We start from the raw sequence: 20,680 nt of genomic DNA on the forward strand, positions 1-20,680 counted from the left end.
GCATCCAACTGCGATGCGGTTAGTCTTCTTTTAGCTCGGCCGGGTGCGTTTTGTCGTGGATTTCCTGCAACCTGCGGATCGACGTTCTGGCGTAGATCTGCGTCGTGTCGCTCTTGGCGTGTCCCAGGATCTGCTGGATCAACGTCAAGTCCGCGCCGTTCTCGTGCATCAGTGTCGCCATGGTGTGACGGTAGATGTGACACGCTCCCGGCTTGTCGATGCCAGCGGCTTGGATGTAGCGGCGACCGTACTCCGTGATCGTGTCCGGCTCGAACTCCGTTCCGTGGATCGTTAGGAATAGCGTGTTGTCGCTCTCGGGGGTTGAGAACTGGTCGCGGACGCCTTCGACATAGCGGGCGATCCAGAGCAACGCTCTGGTGCCGATCGGGATGTAGCGGTCCTTTTGGCCTTTGCCCCGATCGATGAACAACGCCCGACGCTCCACATGGATCTCGTCCAGACGCAACGCACAGAGTTCAGAGCGACGGATGCCGGTCGAGTAGAACGTCTCCAAGATCGCTCGATCTCGCAGACCGATCGGTGTCCGCGTGTCTGGTCCGGCGAGTACCTGCTCGACTTCGTCAGCCGTCAGGATCGCTTTGGGAAGCGTCTTGGGTTGCCGGGGGAGTTCCAAGTCGGCGGCGGGACTGAACGCGATGTGGTTCATCTTGGCGAGCCAGGCGAAGTACGTTCGTATTTCTTTGAGCGCAAGATGCTGACTGCCCCAGCTCAACGGCTGGCCGTTGGATTTGCGGTACCGGTACAGGTGACGTTGGTAGCTTTCCAAGATCGGCTTGGTGATGTGGATCGCGCACGTCAGGTTGCGGTCTTGGCACCAGATCGCGAAGCCGCGAACGTAGGTGATTCGCTTCTTGATCGTCGCTTCGCTGTAGTTGCGAATGCGAAGCCGATCGGTGTGCTCGACCAACAGGCGATAGAAGCCGCGTGGATCGTTGGTGTCACCGGGACACTAAGAACCCCCTTCCCCTCTCCGGAGACTTATCAAGAGTCCCTGTCGCGCAGTCGCTTCTGAAGGTCTGACATTCGCTTCGTAAGTGCATCGATGCCTTGCGGAAGCAGGTCCCCATCACCAGTGGGGGCCTCTCCCAAGAGTTGCTCGAGAAGCTGGATTTGGCCTGCTAATTTGCCTTCCTCACGCCCTTCCTCACGGGCACCTGAAATGGCCCACTCATAGTCTCTTTGAGCCTTTTCGCGTTGATCGTACATTTGCTTGTCTTCCGTTTTAGCGGAGATGGTTTCTATCGTGGAAATTGCTGGCTCAAACTCGATCCCGGGGAGCAATCGGCGGAGAGCTTCCCCGTCGTAATCCTGGGCGTGTAGCAACAGGAATACCCATTGATTCAGTTTACTCGCCCTGGAGATCGTCTGCTCTGCCAAGGCATACTTCGTCAATTCTACCGTGTGTACTTCGATCCCGTTGGAAATTGAACGACCGCTCCGTTGGTCCAGGAACTGAAAACGGTGGTAAGCTTGGGTGGTTTGGGAGAAAAGAACGCGGCTGAGCAGACAAATTGAGATCGAGGGCGCGGCCAGGGCGTAGTTTCCGCCTTTGGACAGTTGGTCGACGTACATGCTACAGGCATAGTAAACCAGTCGCTCGATCAGGCCTGCATAGACCGATACTTGCATCTCCACATTGAGCATGCGACCGGCCGAATCGCGGCATCGAACATCGAGCACGATCAGTTTGCTTTCGGCAAACTCTTGGTAGCTGAAAGGATTTAGAATCTCGACGGAAACGATCGGTCGGTCGAGATCGAGGATGGCATTGAGCAACCCGATCAACGCAGCAGAGTTTTGTGGAGAACCAAAGATTTTTTTGAAGGCAAAATCAACGGTCGGTCGAATTCCGAGCGGCATAGATGGCTTCCAAGCATAGGCACAACGGACGAACACAAACTTCATGTTACACAAATCAGAGCCATGGAGAGGGAGACATCGCGGCCACTAGGCCGGTTCACTGCCGGCACCTTGGGACGCGGCCAAGTCCTGGTTTGCCTGCGGCGTGTTTCCCGCTACCGGTGTTGCTTTTGGAATCCTCGGTCGGCTAACACGCAACCGTGGCGACGTCGCACCAGTCGGCTTAGACAACTGATGACCTGTCATCAGCCGAAAAAGACGTGGGGCAGGTTTTTAACCTGCCGAGCTGAAGGGAAACCTAGCAGGTTAAAAACCTGCCCCACGGAGCAAGGGAATAAGGAGAGTTGCGATTGCCGATAAGCCTGACGGACGAGTCGGCTTTGCAGTCCGTTTTGGCAACGGTTCAAAACAAAGACTGGATCGCCGACATCCAAGGCACACCGCCTGAGTATCGTGGGCAGAGTGAGAATCAACACGTCTTCGGCTACTTGGCCAAGTACGTGGCGGGGGTGGCGATCGGTGACGGGCGATTGATCCGTGTCAACGATGATGAGGTGGTGTTCGACGCGAAGGACTATCGCGACCAGTCGCATGTGGAAGTGTCGATGCCGCCAAAAGAGTTCTGCTACGCGTTCTCCAGACACATTCTGCCACATGGAATGCCACGCACCCGCTACGCAGGCTGCTTCGCCCCCAACGTACGTAAAAAGTACTTGGAGTTGTGCCGCACACTGTGGAAGCAATCGCATCCCGAATCGGACGACCCGACGGAGTTGGATTCGCACTCGCCTTTGGAAGAATCAACAATCAAGGAACCTCACGACTATCGCTGCAAGAAGTGCAACGGCTTGGTCGATCCGGCCGGCCAGTTGGAAGGATCACTAACGGTCTCGCTGTTGGCGGTCGCGCACTGGGGCGTGACATGGCAGCAGACGCAAGCCGCATCGACTCAGGTTGTTCCGCATTGGCGACGGGCACTGGCTGCGGTGATCGGGCAGCGGATATCGATGCCAAGCAAGAACGCATTCATCAATGGCATGCGATCTGGACTGATTCAGCCTGATGCTCATTGGTTGAGTCTGATCGAACAGGCGATCGAATTGGTGAGCGAAGAAGTGGAGTGGCCCGAAGCAACCGCGAGACCACCGTGACATCGAGTTCAAGCATTCCATCGCGTTGTTCCGCACCCATTGGTTTTCAAACACAAACCGACCAGGCTCATCAATCGTCTATGCAATCGCATCACGATGAATTTGGCACGAAACATCATGTTCAACCGCCAAGGCGCGACCGTTTCGAGTCACTCAAAGTGATTGCATCGCCTGCAATCGAACCAACCAAGAGCAAGACACCGCGTTGCTTACCCAAGTCACACTGGGCAATCTCGGCAATCAGCTAAACCAGCAAAATCTAGCTGGCAGCCAACCAAAGAAAGTAACCCTCACTCAACGTCTGCGCGCTGGTCGGAGGGTTCGGGATTTAAGAAGTCAAGTTGGATGGCATCAATTGGCTATTGGTCGAAGGATGGTACTGCAGAATCGAGTCGTAATTGCGTAAAAAACGCCATGACTTACGCTTATGATATGTAACGAGCTACTCCTCTTCTCCATTCTGGTTGGAAGAATCCAATCCAAGGACTCTCGAGTTGATGGATCGACTGAACACGAGTGATATCTGCGAATTCTCTAATTGCTCTAACTTCAAACGCTCGGGGACACGCCGATCTACTCGCCATGGCCCGAGCGCACGACGAAGCGGAAGGAGTAAAGGAAACGCCTCCACCCCGCGTTCAAGTATTACATCATGTGAATCTAAAATTACGCCCTTGATCTGGGGCTTTACTCGGACCACTACATTCTCCGTTAACTTGAAATTCTTGGGAAAATGCACGACACATAAAATCCACGGATCGTCCGAAATTCCAAGGCCTTGCGGAAAATCAACCAAGCTTGCGTTGACTTTCGAGTGCTTGATTACATCCTCAAGAACAGTCGGAAGATCAATAGAACTAACTGACACTGCTACCTGTTTACTAGGTGTTGCGAACTGCTTTGTCTCAGCAAGGCTAGTGAAGCAGTTTAAGCTCAGGCAGATACCAATCAAAACGAAAGTTTTCTTACACATTAAAGCGATATTTCTGCTAAAGACCCATCGAGGTTCAACGTTAAAGTTGTCGTTCCATTGAAGCTAAAAAAGTTCTCCCACACTCGATGACCAATGTCCGGATCGCATTTGCTAACAACCGCCTGTTGAAATCGCATTTCCATATCTACACGAATAACCACGGGACCTTGCATTCCTCCCGCAACGGCTCGTGCCAGATCAGATAGATTTACTCCTGGCTTATCCAACATAGAATATCTGCAGCCATCGGTTGAGAATTTACTTTTGGTATGTTTATCCGGATCGTCCCATTGCAAATCTTTCTTTCCGTAGCAGACAGTTCTTCCATTTCTTTCGAGTGTGACCGGCAACCCGCCGGTTAACATGCCATGGTAAGCGGAGTGTAGTGGCAGACCATGTTACGGTTTGGATGGGTGCTCTCGCTCAACTCCGTGACTCGCTGTTTGCAGAATTTATCCCAGTAGTCACTCTGAAATACCGCCCGCACGTTGAGCATGCTCCGTGCAGCTTCCAGCGTCCAACGCATCCCGCTTCGTTCCATGCGGTCCTTTACCAAGTGCCCGCACGCGCCTTCGATCACACCCGAGGCAATCGGGTAGCCTGCAGCAAGATATTCGTCGTAACGCATCCGATCCTTGTGTTTCTCGAAGTAACCACAGATGCGTCGAAGGTCTTTGAGTTTATCGCCCTTGAGTTTCCCAAGCGAACCCATTCGACGTAGCCCTCGGATCACCCCGTTGACCTCACCACGCAGGATTTTCAGCAATCGCTCCCGCGTAAACGCTGCTCGCTTTTCGCTGGATTTCTCGAACAATGACGAAGCCTCCCACACGTAAGTCGCTACGTGAATGATGTCCAAGATTGGCACCACTAATGGATCGTCGCCTAAGTGTAACTGCGCGACTTCCCAGAGGCTCTGCTGACCGTCCATTAACAGAATGATCACTTGGAGTTTCTTTCGGCGGACACTGACTTGATCTGCGAGCCATGCGATCCCCTCGTGGATACCGCTGATGGGAACCTCCGTATCGTCGTCCACGAAGGTCGCGGGAAAGTGAGCCGATGTATGCTTGTGCTTTGGCCGCGGTCGTTTCTTTTTGCTCTTGCGTGATTGCGTGCCGGGTTCTTTGTCATCACGGAACAAGGCAGCGACAATTTGCTCGGCTGTGCGAACATAGGGATCGACGGTGTAAGCACTCGTGACCGTTGCCATGCGACGGTTTCCGGGCCGTTTCTTTGCTGTCTCAAAAGCAGCCACTTTGGCGGCATCGTCTTTGATCAAGGGAACGCCCTTGCAGTCGGCCGAAGCGACGAGAAGCTCGGCTTCATCCTTCTTTTTGGGCGTCGGCAAGTCGTCCAGAAAGGCATCGGCCTGGACCCCCATTCTCTGGCTGGTCTGTTCGAGCGTGTCGATCGAGAATTTCGCTCCGAAAACGAGTTCGAGATTATCAGCGGCCTGGTTGAATGCGGATTCGACGCAGAACATTTGGGAGAACTCTTGGAGCAGGTACGACCAGCGGTGCTCCGGCAGTTGCATGCGGGCGCTGATCGGATGCAGTTCGATTCTCTTGTTCTTTCCCGGGCTGTAGGTGTACTGTTGAAAGGCGTGTTCACCGAAAATCGACCGAACCACCGTGTCGGTCGGTTTCTCGCTGCGTCGCAGTGTTTTGCCTGATTCGCTGACCGCTTGATCACCAAGGTCCCCCTTGCCTTGGAGTTTGGTGAAGAGCTCCATCGCCAGAAAGCCGGTTTTCAAGACAAGATTCCACACGGCACGCTCGGTTTCATCGAAAGACTGGCCGCATTTAGAAGCATTGACGACGTGTTCTCGGATGGTGTCGCCGCACTGCTGCAGTTTCTCGGCGATTTGCTCGGGCGACTGCGGAAAAGAAGACGAAGTGGGGTTGTCAATATCGCTTGAATGTTCGACGCTCATTTCAGCGGCCTCCTGCCTTTGATACCTGGAAGTTAGAACCCAAATCATGGCAGGTTGGCCGCTTTTTGTTTACCCAGATTCCGCAATGCTCCGCAGAAGCCCCGCGGGTTGCCGGTCACACTCATTTCTTTCAGTACAGTCTTCTACGTAAATTGGCATCCCGCGATCATTGTTCCCCTCTCCAAGATACTCGATGTGTTCTCGACCTGTCGCGTCAGTATAGGTAACCCGAGTTTTCTCAGAAACCCATTGAACGAACTGACAACAACGGCAACTATGTCCTCCTTCGTCGACGAACTTTAAATCCAAGCCAAATTCACTCGTAAACCACCAATCACTTTTTGGCTGTAGAGGCGGTGCACCAGGAAGCGCAAACGGATTATCTGGTGGCGGGGTAATTTCTCTTTCAAGAATTGGCGTGCCGGGTGGATTGAAGGAAATGTCAGCGATCAAACAAACGCTTGGGCACAGTCCGAGTTGATCAACTTTGGTGAGAGGGCTGCCATCCGTATAGTGATAATACTTGGAACTTAATAACGCATTGGCAATCGGATCTCTGGAGCAAGACTCCACTTGAGTGACTGCGTTGAAGGTGCAGCGGCGTTTGAGGCGGTGGGGCGTTGGTAAGACGTGATTTCGCACGGGCTGATGGCAACGACGACTTCCCCCGCGCGTGTGGACGCGGGTGACGGGTTGGCGGCGGGGGATTTTTTGTCGTCGTTGCATGACGCTCATTGTATGGCATCCAACTGCGATGCGGTTAGTCTTCTTTTAGCTCGGCCGGGTGCGTTTTGTCGTGGATTTCCTGCAACCTGCGGATCGACGTGCGGGCGTAGATCTGCGTCGTGTCGCTCTTGGCGTGTCCCAGGATCTGCTGGATCAGCGTCAAGTCCGCGCCGTTCTCGTGCATCAGTGTCGCCATGGTGTGACGGTAGATGTGACACGCTCCCGGCTTGTCGATGCCAGCGGCTTGGATGTAGCGGCGACCGTACTCCGTGATCGTGTCCGGCTCGAACTCCGTGCCGTGGATCGTCAGGAATAGCGTGTTGTCGCTCTCGGGGGTTGAGAACTTGTCGCGGACGCCGTCGACATAGCGGGCGATCCAGAGCAACGCTCTGGTTCCGATCGGGATGTAGCGGTCCTTTTGGCCTTTGCCCCGATCGATGAACAACGCCCGACGCTCCACATGGATCTCGTCCAAACGTAACGCACAGAGTTCTGAGCGACGGATGCCGGTCGAGTAAAACGTTTCCAAGATTGCTCGATCTCGCAGACCGATCGGTGTCCGCGTGTCTGGTCCGGCGAGCACCTGCTCGACTTCGTCGGCCGTCAGGATCGCTTTGGGGAGCGTCTTGGGTTGCCGGGGGAGTTCCAAGTCGGCGGCGGGACTGAACGCGATGTGGTTCAGCTTGGCGAGCCAGGCGAAGTACGTTCGTATTTCTTTGAGCGCAAGATGCTGACTGCCCCAACTCAACGGCTGGCCGTTGGATTTACGGTACCGGTACAGGTGACGTTGGTAGCTTTCCAAGATCGGCTTGGTGATGTGGATCGCGCACGTCAGGTCGCGGTCGTGGCACCAGATCGCAAAGCCGCGAACGTAGGTGATTCGCTTCTTGATCGTCGCTTCGCTGTAGTTGCGAATGCGAAGCCGATCGGTGTGCTCGACCAACAGGCGATAGAAGCCACGTGGATCGTTGGTGTCACCGAACGCTTTGACGGCAGTGGGTTTGGACTTGGACATGAGAGTCTCCAGGGTTGTGTCCGCGCGCACCGTGAGCCCGGACGATTTTCAAAGAGAGAGTTCGCTTGAGCCAGAGGGGATCAAGCGAGAGTGGCAGGACTGCCACTACGTACGACGATGCTCGTACGTTTTTTTGCGGTGGGGGTGGGACACTCTCGGTGATTCCGAGAGGTTGCGCAGCAAGCTGTAACCAGACAACAACTTACGGTTGCTCACGCGGCCCGAAAGCTGGCCGAAAGCGATCCGAAAGGTTGCGAATTAACCCGAAAGGTCGGTCGTCGTAGGTGCGGTCCTGGTTGGTTCTTGCAGGGACGCGGCATCGACCAAGCCGATCAACGCTGCCTGCCCCTCGCGACCCCGGCCATCGTAAAGAACGCTGTAACGACACAGCTTGCCGTTGTCGCCTCCTTGACGGACCACGTATTCGTCCCGGCACAGACGTTCCAGATGATAGTTCAATTGCGTGGCACTCCAGCCCAATGCCTCGCGTGCTTCTCGACGATTGAACACAATCTCGGTCGGTTCTAGCTCGCAGGTTTTCGATCGGTCGTAGAGCCAATCGTAAAGCTCGATGAGCAGCCGACGCGTTGGACCGGAAAGCTCGTCGATGCTTCGCCCTAACGCCCAGTCGGCGATCGTGTTGGCTTTGGCGATGTCTTCCCGGGTCACTTCAATGTACTGGATCGATTCGCCCTCGATCTCGATTGTTTTCGTCTCGTGTTGGAACTGATACAGCAACGCGACCGCTTTGATCAGCGAAAGATATTTTCTATGGTCACGTCGATGACGGGCTTGGGTGCCGATGAAGCCGAGTTGTTCTGCGTATGGATTGTAGACCGGAAGGCGACGAAGAAGACGCTGTGCGTTTTGATGATTCTTGACGATCTCTTTGCCTTGCATCTCTTGAATGAAACCGTCGACCGTTTCGGCAAAACGCTGTTGCTGAAGAATCGCAGCGGTTTGTGCAACGCTTTCATCGATCGCGATCACCAGACAACGATTCAACAGTTCGGGATCAACGTTCATTGACGTCGTCGTCATGATCAGAGCCACCGGGCCTTCGACTTCGTAACGCTCTGTCGCCGTTCTGCCGCTACCGGCCTCTTTGCTCGTTGAAATCAGTGACAATCGGCCTTCACTTTGCAACAGCTTGAGCTGGTAACTGGCATCTCGGACGCCTTCTTCTTCGGCGACGGAGAGAATCTTGTGCTTGAGACTCTCTTTGCCGAAATAGTACAGGCTTTGACTGGTCATCGCCGAACAGGTGAAGCGGGATTCGGGGGGCATAAACCGCAGGATCGAATCAGACAAGGCACTCTTGCCGGCTGCTGACGACGATTGAATGATGAGTCCAAGCGGCTTGTCGAGAAGCCGACTGGTTGCCGCAAGGTAGCCGGCAAGTTTTCCAGCATGCTCACCGACGATGCCGCAGGTTTCAAAGTCGTCCAAGATGCGATCGAGCAACTTGGGCGACTGCAGCAAGTCCATCGCCTCGCTTCGCTCTGTGTCGGTCATTTCGTACGGCGGAGGCTCGTTGGACTTCGTTCCGGCGTCGGCCTGGAGCTGATCAAGCTTCAGCAGGATGCGGCCTATGTCACCGCGCAGCGTGTTCTCGTCGATCGCGATCTCTTCGCCGCATTCTTTCAAGAACACGCGACGGGAACGCGCGTGGCACAAGTCCAGCGTGTCGACGTGGAACTGATCGTTGCGGTCATTGAACACCATCAAGTTGATCTTCATCGTGCCGGGCGTTGTGTTGCGCTGCAAGCCGCGGACACGGTAACGCCGGTGCTCGATGCGGATGGTGATCTCGTTGTCACTTTGAGCGATGTCCAGATCGTCGACCGGATTTGGTGTTGGTGATGCGACGGGTTGCTGGACCACAGCGTGCTGCGTTGGCTTGCCGCTGACCCAGGTGGCTGCACGGATGCGTGATGCCAGTGGATCGGTTTCGTTGAGGTGGGCTTTGGCGTACGCGTTGACACTGTCGTGACCGGGGAAGGCGATTTGTAGGATTTCCAGATCGGTGAAGTGTTCCAGGTTGATCTCGGGCGACGCGATCAGGAGTCGCTTGATCCCTTTGAAATACTCGTCGTTGAGCTGCTCCGCAACGACAGCGTTGCGGTGACCGGCGGCACAGAACGTCCAGGCGTCGAGGATGCAGCCGCACACGATCAGTTCATCGAACGTTGTCAGCGCCGCCGCGTTGAAGATTCCCGTGCCGATGGTGTTTTCCATCTCGTCTCCTTGGCTACGATCGACGCGACGACCGTGGATACCGGTGATCTTGCCAGCAGTGTCGGTCAGTGGCACCGTGACGAACCCGCGAAAGGTTTCATGGCCGGTGGATTTAAGGACGCCGACGCTTTGCAGCATCTCGCGAAGATCGCGTCCCGCTTTGGAGCGATGGGGCGGCAGGAGCTTGCCGAACGTGCGATCGCTGAAGCCGATGTGGAGATCGTCGCAGTGCAACGCGTTGGCTTGCAGGTGCTCAAGGACTTTCGGGTTGTCCGATAATCGTGACGCGTAGTAGTCGGCGATGAATGCGATCGGGTCGTCGTGGATCGCGGCGTGGAGTTCGTGATCGTTCATGGCAAGTGAGACTCCGTTGGGTGCGCGCATAGCGGGAGCGCGGTTGGTGTTGGATGACTTTTTGGCGCTCCACATTCGGCAGCGTTTCGAAGATGGTCAGCGTTTGCGGGCGTCGAGCGATGAGGTGATGGAAGCGTCCACTGACCGATCAGCCGAATATGGATCGCCAAGCGGTGCTGATGATAGAGGGGCGTTGGCGATTTCTGTAAAAAGTTTTCGATTGGGTGTTAAGCTGTGCGGGCAAGCGTTCGTCGTAGGTACGTGTGATGTAGGTACGATGATGCGAATGGGAACGTATAACGATCGTTGTTGGAGTCTAGCGTTCACGCGATTGAGTGTTGGTGTACCGGCTTCAGCCCAATACCGCTAAGTTAGTATTCAAAAAAAGCAGCATCCCTGCGAGGATTGTGGTGTTCAAATACATCACCTCAGCAAGGAAGCTGCCATGTCAAAGCGTGACAAAAATACGGTCGCAACGCAAGAGAAGCGATTCTGCCGCGAACGCATTGCTTGCTTGAAGAGAATCGTCGGCAGTCGGTTTGTAAAGTCGGAGGTTCGGCAACGCAACCTGCAGAAGCGATCGAGCCGAAAGTGCCCTGCCGACGTGATGGCTTGGTTCGTCATCGCGATGTGGCTCTTTGGTGATTCGGCTTACCCCAAAGTCTTTCGGTGGCTGCATCGGTTCGTCAAAGATCGCATGCCCTCCTCGAGTGCCTTGACCCAAGCCCGTGCTCGACTGGGCATACCCATCATGGCATCGATCTACCAGAAAACGGTCTGCTGTCTTTGCCAAACCAGCACATCCGGTGCTTTCTACGCCGGGATGCTACTCGTCGCCGTCGATGGATTTGTCCTCAATTTGCCCGACAGCAAAGCCAACCGGCGAGCCTTCGGAAGGCCCAAAAACGGAACCTCGATGGGAGCTTTCCCTCAAGCCAGAATCGTGGCTCTGTGCGAGATCGGTTCGCATGTCTTCTTCGGCTTCCTCCTCAAGCCGATTCGCTGCGGCGAAGTCACGTTGGCGAAGCTCGTTTACCGCTATTTGCCGCCCCAAAGCTTACTTCTATTTGACATCGGCTTCTGTACGACAGACTTGATGCGGCAGGTGATCGACGGGAAATCCGACTTCCTGGGACGCTGCAAAACCAACCGTTGTTTTCGCAAAGACAAGGTGCTTCGTGACGGTTCATATCTGTCGAAGATTTACGCCACTGACTACGACCGCCTCAAAGACCGCGACGGAACCGTCGTGCGTGTGATCGAGTACACGCTGGATGATCCTCAGCGTGCTGGCCATGGGGAAACGCATCGACTCATTACGACGCTGCTGGACGAGGCACAGCATCCTGCCGAGACGCTGATCGTTCTTTACCACGAGCGTTGGGAAGAAGAGATCGCGATTGACGAAGCGAAGACTCACCTACGTCATCAACCGAAACTCCGTAGCCACAGCCCGGCCGGTGTGATGCAAGAGGTCTATGGCCTGCTGATCGCTCACTTCGTGATCCGCAAACTGGCTTTCGAAGCGGCCAAGAAGGCTGACGTGCCTCCCAATCGGATTTCATTCACCGGCACAGTCGAAGTACTGCGTGTCAACTTGGCCGAGGCACCGCGTAGCCCACGAAATTTTTCGCATTGGTACGAATCGCTGATCCTGGAACTCAGCCGCGAGGTGCTCCAACCACGTCGCAACCGAGTCAATCCGCGAGTGATCAAACGACCACAAAGTAAGTGGCCAAAGAAACGCGACAAACACCGGCATTTGCCGCCTCTGAAGCACCACTTCGACGAAACCATACAAATCTTAACTTAGCGGTATTGGGCTTCAGCCGGAATACGGCAGGGAGTGCATGGTAGATGGAAGTTGCGCTTGAGCGGCTGAAGCCTGGACTCCAACGCGCCTTCGACGATCGTTGGTGGTTTTGTTGACCGTCAACGGTTGTTGTCATCCAACGGGCATCACTGGTTCTCGCCGGCCGTCAGCAAACGATCTGACTCTTCGGCGTGTTCCACTGGCTGTGTCGCGACGAGCGAAGACCTTTTAAGGAAAAAGGATCGAGATGGACAATTGATCGTGCTTGATCGAAAGGCAGCGAATCGACAACGTGAGACTGCCGCAAGACGGCTGTCCATCGCGAAAGTCATCGCTGAATACGGTGGCGACGTTGATTACCGCGATGGTCTGCCGAGGCGTGCCGGTGACCGCACCGCCAAAGTGATGAGCCTGATCCCCAAGTGCCGCACCGGTGCCCTGGGTGGATGCACTTGGCAATGCCGTGATTGTGACTCAAGCCAATTGGTCCTCAAATCCTGTGGCGACCGGCACTGCCCGACCTGCTCGGCGTCCAGTCGCTATCGCTGGCACGAGCAGCTGCTCTCCTGGGCGATCGGATGTGACTACTTGCACCAAGTCGTCACCGTGCCGCATGAACTCAACGATCTGATCGCCGCCAACCCGGATCAACTGTTGCGGTTACTGGCAAGCGCGTCCCGCGAAGCCAATTTGAAACTGTTTTGTGATCGCTACCGATGCATGCCCGGTCTGGTCCAAGTCATCCATACGTGGGGACAACGACTGAATCATCACTTTCATGTCCACACCGTGTTGACCGGCGGCGGCCTGTCCGTCAATGAAAAAGGCAAGGTCGATGCATCCTCCGCCCAGTGGGTCGATGTCGACTTGGACGACGCGGAGACTCGCACCGAAGAGCTGGCAGCGGGTTTCAAAACGCTGTTCTTGAAAGGGCTTCGAGGGCAATGGGAAAAAGGAGAATTGCGATTGCCGATAAACCTGGCGGACGAGTCGGCTTTGCAGTCCGTTTTGACAACGGTGCAAAACAAAGACTGGATCGCTGACATCCAGGGGACACCGCCCGAGTATCGTGGGCAGAGTGAGAATCAACACGTCTTCGGCTACTTGGCCAAGTACGTGGCGGGGGTGGCGATCGGTGATAGGCGATTGATCCGCGTCAACGATGATGAGGTGGTGTTCGACGCGAAGGACTATCGCGACCAGTCGCGTGTGGAAGTATCGATGCCGCCAAAAGAGTTCTGCTACGCGTTCTCCAGACACATTCTGCCGCATGGAATGCCACGCACCCGCTACGCAGGCTGCTTCGCCCCCAACGTACGTAAAAAGTACCTGGAGTTGTGCCGCACGCTGTGGAAGCAATCGCATCCCGAGTCGGACGACCCTTTGGAAGCGGAATCGCAATCGCCTTTGGAAGAATCAACAACCAAAGAACCTCACGACTATCGCTGCAAGAAGTGCAACGGCTTGGTCGACCCGGCCGGCCAGTTGGAAGGATCACTAACGGTCTCGCTGTTGGCGGTCGCCCACTGGGTGGTGAAATGGCAGCAGACGCAAGCCGCATCGACTCAGGTTGTTCCCCATTGGCGACGGGCACTGGCTGCGGTGATCGGACAGCGGATATCGATGCCAAGCAAGAACGCATTCATCAATGGCATGCGATCTGGACTGATTCGTCCTGATGCTCATTGGTTGAGCTTGATCGAACAGGCGATCGAATTGGTGAGCGAAGAAGTAGAGTGGCCCGATGGCACCGTGAGACCTCCATGACATCGATAACGCACACTCAATCCTGCTCTATCGCACCCATTGGTTTACACTCGCAAACCGATCAGGCTCGCCAATTGTCAGTGCAGTCACATAACAATGATTTTGGCGTCAACTGGAATGTGAAACTGGCATATCGCGACTACTTCGTGTCGCCAAGATTGATCGTTTCGTCTTCCATCGAAGCGATCAAGAGAATGAAAACGCTTTGGTTACCCAAGTCACACTGGGCAGTCTCGGCAACCAGGTAAACCAGCAATCTCTCGCTGGTAACGCCCCAAAGAAAGAAGCCCTCACTCAACGTCTGCGCGCTGGTCGGAGGGTTCGGGATTTAAGAAGTGAACGCACAGACAATAGAAAGCCGCGGAGGCGGCGGAAGCGTAAAGCCTGGGACGTAAGTCCCAGGTCTCGTTCCGCAACGATCCCGATTGAGCCCCGAAGGTGGCGACAGATTGCGGGCGATATCGTGCCCTATCTGTCGCCGCTCCGCGGCTTTCGCAATCGGCAATGTGGCACCCCATGGGGCTAACGCCCCATGCTTTACGCTGCCGTCGCATCCGCGACTATCCACGACTCGGCTTTTAAACCCCCCTTCCCCTTAGTGCGATTCGCACCCATCGGTTTTCAAACACAAACCGACCAAGCTCCTCAATCGTCTATGCAATCGCATCACGATGACTTTGGCACCAAACAGCATGCTCAACAGCCTTGGCGAGACCATTTCGTGTCGCTCAGAGTGATCGCATCGACTGCAATCGAGCCAACCAAGAGCAAGAAACCGCGTTGCTTACCCAAGTCACACTGGGCAGTCTCGGCAACCAGGTAAACCAGCAAGCTCTACCTGGTACCACTCCAAAGAAAGAAACCCTCAATCAACGTCTGCGCGCTCGGAAGAGGGTTCGGGATTTAAGAAGTCAAGTTCGGTTGAATCCCGAATCCCGAGTCTGACCCCGGCGAAGCCTTTCCGGCACGTCCCGCGAAGCCAATTTGAAACTGTTTTGTGATCGCTACCGATGCATGCCCGGTCTGGTGCAAGTCATCCATACGTGGGGACAACGACTGAATCATCACTTTCATGTCCACACCGTGTTGACCGGCGGCGGCCTGTCCGTCAATGAAAAAGGCAAGGTCGATGCATCCTCCACCCAGTGGGTCGATGTCGACTTGGACGACGCGGAGACCCGCACCGAAGAGTTAGCAGCGGATTTCAAAACGCTGTTCTTAAAAGGGCTGCGAGGGCAATGGGAAAAAGGAGAATTGCGATTGCCGATAAACCTGGCGGACGAGTCGGCTTTGCAGTCCGTTTTGGCAATCGTGCAAAACAAAGACTGGATCGCCGACATCCAAGGCACACCGCCTGAGTATCGTGGGCAGAGTGAGAATCAACACGTCTTCGGCTACCTGGCCAAGTACGTGGCGGGGGTGGCGATTGGTGACGGGCGATTGATCCGTGTCAACGATGATGAGGTGGTGTTCGACGCGAAGGACTACCGCGACCAGTCGCGTGTGGAAGTATCGATGCCGCCAAAAGAGTTCTGCTACGCGTTCTCCAGACACATACTGCCGCATGGAATGCCACGCACCCGCTACGCGGGCTGCTTCGCCCCCAACGTGCGTAAAAAATACTTGGAGTTGTGCCGCACGCTGTGGAAGCAATCGCATCCCGAATTCGAAGACCCTTTGGAAGCGGATTCGCAATCGCCTTTGGAAGAATCAACAACCAAGGAACCTCACGACTATCGCTGTAAGAAGTGCAACGGCTTGGTCGACCCGTCCGGCCAGTTGGAAGGATCACTAACGGTCTCGCTGTTGGCGGTCGCCTACTGGGTAGTGACATGGCAGCAAACGCAAGCCGCATCGACTCAGGTTGTTCCGCATTGGCGACGGGCACTGGCTGCGGTGATCGGGCAGCGGATATCGATGCCAAGCAAGAACGCATTCATCAATGGCATGCGATCTGGACTGATTCAGCCTGATGCTCATTGGTTGAGCTTGATCGAACAGGCGATCGAATTGGTGAGCGAAGAAGTAGAGTGGCCCGAAGCAAGCGCGAGACCACCGTGACATCGAGTTCAAATTATCAATCTCGTCGTCCCGCACCCATTGGTTTTCAAACACAAACCGACCAAGTTCATCAATCGTCTGTGCAATCGCATCACGATGAATTTGGCACAAAACATCAAGTTCAACCGCCAAGGCGCGACCGTTTCGAGTCACTCAAAGTGATTGCATCGCCTGCAATCGAACCAACCAAGAGCAAGACACCGCGTTGCTTACCCAAGTCACACCGGGCAACCTCGGCAATCAGCTAAACCAGCAAAATCTAGCTGGCAGCGTCCCAAAGAAAGAAACCCTCACTCAACGTCTGCGCGCTCGCAGGAGGGTTCGGGATTTAAGAAGTGAACGTTTTGTAGCCTGCTACTGACTCGATTCAACCCCCGTCCCGTTTTCTTTCCTCGGGAACTGCTGCCGTTTTCTTTCCCTTCTTCCGAGAACGCGAATCGCGCAAATCATTATCAGCGTTGGGTGGCATCAATCGAGCTTTCAGCAGGCTCCAAATGTGCTACAAGATCCTCAAAGCTATCCATGATGCAATAATCTCCGGCTGTGTCATCGTAGAGAATACGCAAGCCATAAACCTCGATTTTTCTTGCCAGCGAATCTCCTGCGTGAAAATCAATATAGTAGTCTGGAATGCTAGGTGGCACACCGCTGCCTTTCTTCCAGACACTATTAGTCAAATGCGTGACAATCAGCTGTTCTTCCTTGGTCGACAATGCCAGTTCAATTCCAAGTGAATCGAAAACCTTAACGTGAGCTGGTTTCGTGAAAGCTATCGGATGCCGTTGGTCAGCACATCCAGAAGACATGACTACCAGCAACCACGGCCCCACAATGAAATAAGTCATTATCTTGCAATACGTCGTATTAGTTTTTGGGAAAAAATTCCGTCCAGCAATCATCACCTGTCGCATCTATAGAACCTTCGTATGGTGTAAAATCGTGTCCATCATAGGCCAACTTTCGAGTGCATTTTTCACCGCCAACAGCATGAGGATTTCGCATATAGCCCAGGGCTCCCATTACGCGGCAACCTGTGATATTCGCAACTTCCTGAGCAATCTGCGGCCCCCCTTCTTTACGCGGGCACGCACCACTATTGCATCCATTGATGTAAATCACGCAATCGTCGCAAAAACGAATCCGCCTCAACCATCGAACGTCTGTTGGGGGTGCGGGTAAACGAGGGTTTCCAGCTGGGAAGATCCCGAATGGTTCTCCATTATTCACGGACCCTTGCTGACTAGGGTTACTGTGTCCGTACGTTTCCAGCGTTTTCACGCAATCACATTCTTGTCCAAGATGAGCATTGACTGTTTGTGCAAGATCGTCCGCCGTATCAAAATATATGGGAATCAATCCAGTGCTGTCAGCATGCTGCTCAAAAAAGTCGTGGATATCTGTATCATTGTATTGGACTGCAAAGACATCGATATGATTGGGTACGCATTCTTCGCAATCATAACCTGAGTACTCCGAGTTGTAATATTCTTCGTATGTAGTCTGCAAACCGTATGCATCCTGTTCACTTAAAGCAAAGTACGCTCTGTATACGTTCCATCCATCCACATACCCAATTGGATCTCTGGAGCAAAAGCGACCGACGACCGGGTCGTACATGCGGGCGCGGTAGTGGTAGATGTCCATCACCTCGTCGTACTCGCGGCCGGTGAAGGTGTAGCGGTTGCCTTCGGCGGTGGACGTGCGTGCCGTGCCGCTTCCGTCAAAGATCGAGAGCATTCCGTAGGCTGAGTAGGCGTAGCGTTCCTGGATGGTTCCGCTTGCGTCGGTCAGCGCGGTGATGCTGTACTGCTGATTTCGATGGAAGTAGCGATTACCTGAGCCGCCCGTTCGCATCACCGGCTCGTCGATGTAGCTGGCGTAGAGGTAAGTGTAAGTCGGTGAGGTCGCGGCAGTACCGGAGGTGTAGTCCGCAATCGTTTGCTGACCGGACTGCACAAAAACCATCGCCGTCGTGCCGTCGTCGCGACCGACTCGGCGACCAAGGGCATCGAACTGGTAAGTGATGTCGTCCGTGCTGTCGTTGTCGATGTCGGCTCCGATCAGCTTGTTCTCGAAGTCCCATTTCATCTTCAATGGATCGCTGCCGGGACGAAGCACTGCCGGGATCTCCGTTTGGTTGCCTTTGGCGTCGTGCTGGACGGCTTGGCTGGCCACGGTCAGGATCTCGTGGGTAGGACCGTGGGTTCGCGACTGTGAACTGCCATTCTCTGTGATGCTGTTCCAATCGCCCACCAGAGAGAGATTCCATGACTGATCCAGGTTGGTGTCATCTCTCTCCCAGTTCACCAAGCGATCTTCGTCATCATAGCCGCTGGTGCCTACACTGAACCCGTAGCCACTCATCGTGCCGGTGATCGACTCAGACGTCTTGTTCTTGTTGTCGTCCCAGCCATAGGTGTAGTTCCCTATCGCGGCACCAGAATACGAGATGCTGGCCAAGGTGTTGTCGACGTTGTAGGATCGGGTTTCGCTCACCCCGTTATTGTACACACTGGTGAGCAACCTGCCCCCATCATCGTAAGTTCGCGTGTCAATTGTCGTGCTGCCCAAGGCAATCGTGGCCAATTGGCCGCGATCAGTGTAGGTCCGGAAGACATGGTGGGATTTTGGGGAGGATTATGGGGACAGAGCACTAAGCTGGGGCGGTTGGGCTAGGCCTGAACTGCTCAAAGTTTGTTGTTGACACGTCTATTCGAAGCCACCGTTCTATTCCTTTGTCACCTCCCCCAAGGAACTTGGGGGAGGTCGAGCAGAGCTGTTTAGGCGAATGCGAGGAAGGGGGTATGGGTGAAGGAATATGTTCACCAACGCGGTTTGCAATGCGTAGGCCCCCTCCCGGATCTTGCTTCGCTCGATCCGACCTCCCCCGGCTGCGCCGGTGGAGGTGACAGAAAACTTGCGCAAACCAAAAAAGACACAACACCAAACTTTGAGCAGTCAAGGGTGGCAGGCCTCTACTCTGACGCTTTGTACATCAAAGAGGGCCTGGCGAGTTTGTTTTCCTGGCTCGTTTCTTTCCTTGGTGCGGACCGTGCCGGACGTCACCAAGAGCTTTCCGAATCCAGGCCGTTAGCCGTTTCGCCGAGCGTATCGTATTTCGTCAAGCGGAGCATGACCTACGGAAGTTACCGGCTGGCGCGAAGCTGACCGGTCATCTTCTCGAATTCTTTGCGGATGGTCTCGTTGTCGAACTCTCGCAGCGAAGGCACTTGCAAACGCATCAGTGTTTCAAAATCTCGGCGACCGGTTTTCATCAAGGTGGCCACGTCGCTGGATAATTTGACTGTGTCGTACGTGTTCATCGCCGTGGCAAGATTCTTTTGAGCCAGCTTGTTCTCCTTCGCAATCTGCTCCGCGTTTTCTTTCAAATATTTCGCGTACAACTGTGCCGTCTCACGGGTGATTCGATTCGACGCAATGTTGGCTTGCAGTAATTCGGAATCTCCGCCGTTGACTTTGATCAACGCCTCGGCTTGCGCAATGTTCTGCTGCGCCTTTTCCTCGTATTCCTTCAGCCTGGGGATATGGTTGTCCAGTACGTCACGGACAAAGGTTTTTTGGATCCGATCCATCACATGGATCATGACCACGTACATCCCGTAGTAGCGTTTGGAGACATCGAGTGCCTCACCGCTGCTTTCGGTCAATTCCTGCAGTTGCGTGGTCACGAGCTTGATGTTGTCGAAGACGACAGCCATCGTCACGATGTCGTCGCCGGAGACCGATGAGAGCAGTGAGTCCAATCCAGCCTCGTCGACCTTGACACCGATCTTGGACAACTCACTGGCAAAAGTCTTCTTGAGCTGAACGAGCAGTTCTTCCTGACTCTCGATCTCGGCTTTTTCGTTCTTGATCGCCTCATCGATGGCTTCCTTGGACATTTCAAACGGATTGATTCGCTGAATCCGGCCGAGGTCTTTCTCGTAGGAAGCCGACACGCGTTCGCGTTGATAGTCGGCAATCTTTTCATGCGACGCAGCGATCGCGGCATTTGCGTCTCGGATCCGCTGGCGGTAGTCGCTGACCTCCGAAACCCCTAGCACTTCGATCGCTTGGTCCAACAATTCGTTGAGTGCTGCCGCATTGGACACCTTGTCTTCTTTGAAGGGAATGCTGGAATCGTCCGGCAGCGTTTCATGACGGTCGACCAGCAGTCGGGCTTCATCCAACGTCGGCAGTACATTGCCAAACAGTTCGCCGAACCGTTTTCGCATCCGCTCTGCTTCCTGGCTGACGGCGTTCGCTGCCGAGGCAACCCCACCATCAACCGCAGCCACATCGGAAACATTTGCCGTCGGATCCACTTCGACGGATTCGTCCGTTAGCTTGGTCTCACACCCGCAGCAGCAAGCGAGCAGTGGAATCATCAGGATGGAAAAGTAGCATTTTGGCATCAAATCATCTCGTTCCGGTGGGTGGCAGGTTCTATTGTCTACCATCAGCCACGCGATTGGCAACTGGCAAAGCTGGCAACTGGCAAAGCATGTCGGCTCGTCTAAGGCACCTTTTGGAATCGCCTGGGGCGCAGTCTTTTCGCGGTGTCAAAGAGTTTTTAGGATTATTTGGGCTTGAGCGAGTGTCGCTCGACGTTCCACGTCGACAGCGTGACCCGCCGAGCGTTTTACGATCGCCAATCCGCATCCGCTGCCCAGGCGGTCGTCCAACGCATCACCTCGATCGTCCAAAGAGTTAGATCAAACGCTTCGATTACGCTAACGACTCGGGGGCGTGGTGAAACAAGGTG

The 20,680-nt window shown here is 54.6% G+C and carries 13 protein-coding genes and 1 pseudogene; 4 read left to right on the forward strand and 10 right to left on the reverse strand.

The window, feature by feature from the left end; all coding sequences use genetic code 11:
• Positions 1-19: 19 nt before the first annotated feature.
• Positions 20-946: pseudogene (gene xerC / locus Pla52nx_RS09215) on the reverse strand (site-specific tyrosine recombinase XerC); the annotation flags it as partial.
• A gap of 56 nt (positions 947-1,002) precedes the next feature.
• On the reverse strand, positions 1,003-1,881 hold the full coding sequence (locus tag Pla52nx_RS09220; RefSeq protein ID WP_197455181.1) for an Rpn family recombination-promoting nuclease/putative transposase: 879 nt from the start codon (positions 1,879-1,881) through the stop codon (positions 1,003-1,005).
• Between the two features lie 344 nt (positions 1,882-2,225).
• Here Pla52nx_RS09220 and Pla52nx_RS09225 point away from each other — a divergent pair, with 344 nt between their 5' ends.
• On the forward strand, positions 2,226-3,032 hold the full coding sequence (locus Pla52nx_RS09225; protein ID WP_146523871.1) for a transposase: 807 nt from the start codon (positions 2,226-2,228) through the stop codon (positions 3,030-3,032).
• Between the two features lie 972 nt (positions 3,033-4,004).
• Here Pla52nx_RS09225 and Pla52nx_RS09230 read toward each other — a convergent pair.
• The 4 genes from Pla52nx_RS09230 to Pla52nx_RS09245 form a co-directional block, all read right to left on the reverse strand.
• A complete protein-coding gene (locus Pla52nx_RS09230; protein WP_146523872.1) occupies positions 4,005-4,370 on the reverse strand; it encodes a hypothetical protein in 366 nt (121 codons plus the stop codon).
• Positions 4,364-5,941 carry an ISKra4 family transposase gene (locus Pla52nx_RS09235; RefSeq protein ID WP_197455184.1) on the reverse strand — a complete coding sequence of 526 codons (1,578 nt, stop codon included), beginning with the start codon at positions 5,939-5,941 and terminating at the stop codon, positions 4,364-4,366. The genes Pla52nx_RS09230 and Pla52nx_RS09235 overlap by 7 nt, the downstream gene beginning before the upstream one ends.
• 760 nt (positions 5,942-6,701) lie before the next feature.
• A complete protein-coding gene (gene xerC / locus Pla52nx_RS09240; RefSeq protein ID WP_146523874.1) occupies positions 6,702-7,682 on the reverse strand; it encodes a site-specific tyrosine recombinase XerC in 981 nt (326 codons plus the stop codon).
• A 258-nt stretch (positions 7,683-7,940) separates the two neighbouring features.
• Complete coding sequence (locus Pla52nx_RS09245) at positions 7,941-10,274, reverse strand: DNA primase (protein ID WP_146523873.1); 2,334 nt, start codon at positions 10,272-10,274, stop codon at positions 7,941-7,943.
• Positions 10,275-10,719: 445 nt separating this feature from the next.
• On the opposite strand from Pla52nx_RS09245, the gene Pla52nx_RS09250 reads away from it, so the two are divergent.
• Both Pla52nx_RS09250 and Pla52nx_RS09255 read left to right on the forward strand, forming a co-directional pair.
• Positions 10,720-12,087 (forward strand): IS4 family transposase, encoded by a 1,368-nt coding sequence (locus Pla52nx_RS09250; protein ID WP_146523890.1) that lies wholly within the window; start codon positions 10,720-10,722, stop codon positions 12,085-12,087.
• Positions 12,088-12,348: 261 nt separating this feature from the next.
• Positions 12,349-13,854 carry an IS91 family transposase gene (locus tag Pla52nx_RS09255; protein WP_146519225.1) on the forward strand — a complete coding sequence of 502 codons (1,506 nt, stop codon included), beginning with the start codon at positions 12,349-12,351 and terminating at the stop codon, positions 13,852-13,854.
• A 139-nt stretch (positions 13,855-13,993) separates the two neighbouring features.
• Here Pla52nx_RS09255 and Pla52nx_RS09260 read toward each other — a convergent pair whose 3' ends face one another.
• Entirely contained in the window at positions 13,994-14,152 is a 159-nt protein-coding gene (locus Pla52nx_RS09260; RefSeq protein ID WP_197454416.1) for a hypothetical protein, read from the reverse strand.
• Positions 14,153-14,838: 686 nt separating this feature from the next.
• On the opposite strand from Pla52nx_RS09260, the gene Pla52nx_RS09265 reads away from it, so the two are divergent.
• Positions 14,839-15,915 (forward strand): IS91 family transposase, encoded by a 1,077-nt coding sequence (locus Pla52nx_RS09265; protein ID WP_146519224.1) that lies wholly within the window; start codon positions 14,839-14,841, stop codon positions 15,913-15,915.
• A 452-nt stretch (positions 15,916-16,367) separates the two neighbouring features.
• Here Pla52nx_RS09265 and Pla52nx_RS09270 read toward each other — a convergent pair whose 3' ends face one another.
• The 3 genes from Pla52nx_RS09270 to Pla52nx_RS09280 form a co-directional block, all read right to left on the reverse strand.
• Positions 16,368-16,760, reverse strand: coding sequence for a hypothetical protein (locus Pla52nx_RS09270; RefSeq protein WP_146519223.1), 393 nt, complete (start codon positions 16,758-16,760; stop codon positions 16,368-16,370).
• Between the two features lie 19 nt (positions 16,761-16,779).
• Entirely contained in the window at positions 16,780-18,501 is a 1,722-nt protein-coding gene (locus Pla52nx_RS09275) for an RHS repeat-associated core domain-containing protein (protein ID WP_146519222.1), read from the reverse strand.
• A gap of 560 nt (positions 18,502-19,061) precedes the next feature.
• Positions 19,062-20,330, reverse strand: a complete 1,269-nt coding sequence (locus Pla52nx_RS09280; protein WP_146519221.1) for a hypothetical protein — start codon at positions 20,328-20,330, stop codon at positions 19,062-19,064.
• Between the last annotated feature and the right edge of the window lie 350 nt (positions 20,331-20,680).

This window comes from Stieleria varia (genome assembly GCF_038443385.1).
GTDB lineage: Bacteria > Planctomycetota > Planctomycetia > Pirellulales > Pirellulaceae > Stieleria > Stieleria varia.

Coding starts and splice junctions, on each gene's coding strand:
- Pla52nx_RS09220 (WP_197455181.1), bottom strand. CDS start 1,881: ATGCCGCTCGGAATTCGACCGACCGTTGATTTTGCCTTCAAAAAAATC.
- Pla52nx_RS09280 (WP_146519221.1), bottom strand. CDS start 20,330: ATGCCAAAATGCTACTTTTCCATCCTGATGATTCCACTGCTCGCTTGC.
- Pla52nx_RS09230 (WP_146523872.1), bottom strand. CDS start 4,370: ATGTTAACCGGCGGGTTGCCGGTCACACTCGAAAGAAATGGAAGAACT.
- xerC (WP_146523874.1), bottom strand. CDS start 7,682: ATGTCCAAGTCCAAACCCACTGCCGTCAAAGCGTTCGGTGACACCAAC.
- Pla52nx_RS09245 (WP_146523873.1), bottom strand. CDS start 10,274: ATGAACGATCACGAACTCCACGCCGCGATCCACGACGACCCGATCGCA.
- Pla52nx_RS09250 (WP_146523890.1), top strand. CDS start 10,720: ATGTCAAAGCGTGACAAAAATACGGTCGCAACGCAAGAGAAGCGATTC.
- Pla52nx_RS09270 (WP_146519223.1), bottom strand. CDS start 16,760: ATGACTTATTTCATTGTGGGGCCGTGGTTGCTGGTAGTCATGTCTTCT.
- Pla52nx_RS09235 (WP_197455184.1), bottom strand. CDS start 5,941: ATGAGCGTCGAACATTCAAGCGATATTGACAACCCCACTTCGTCTTCT.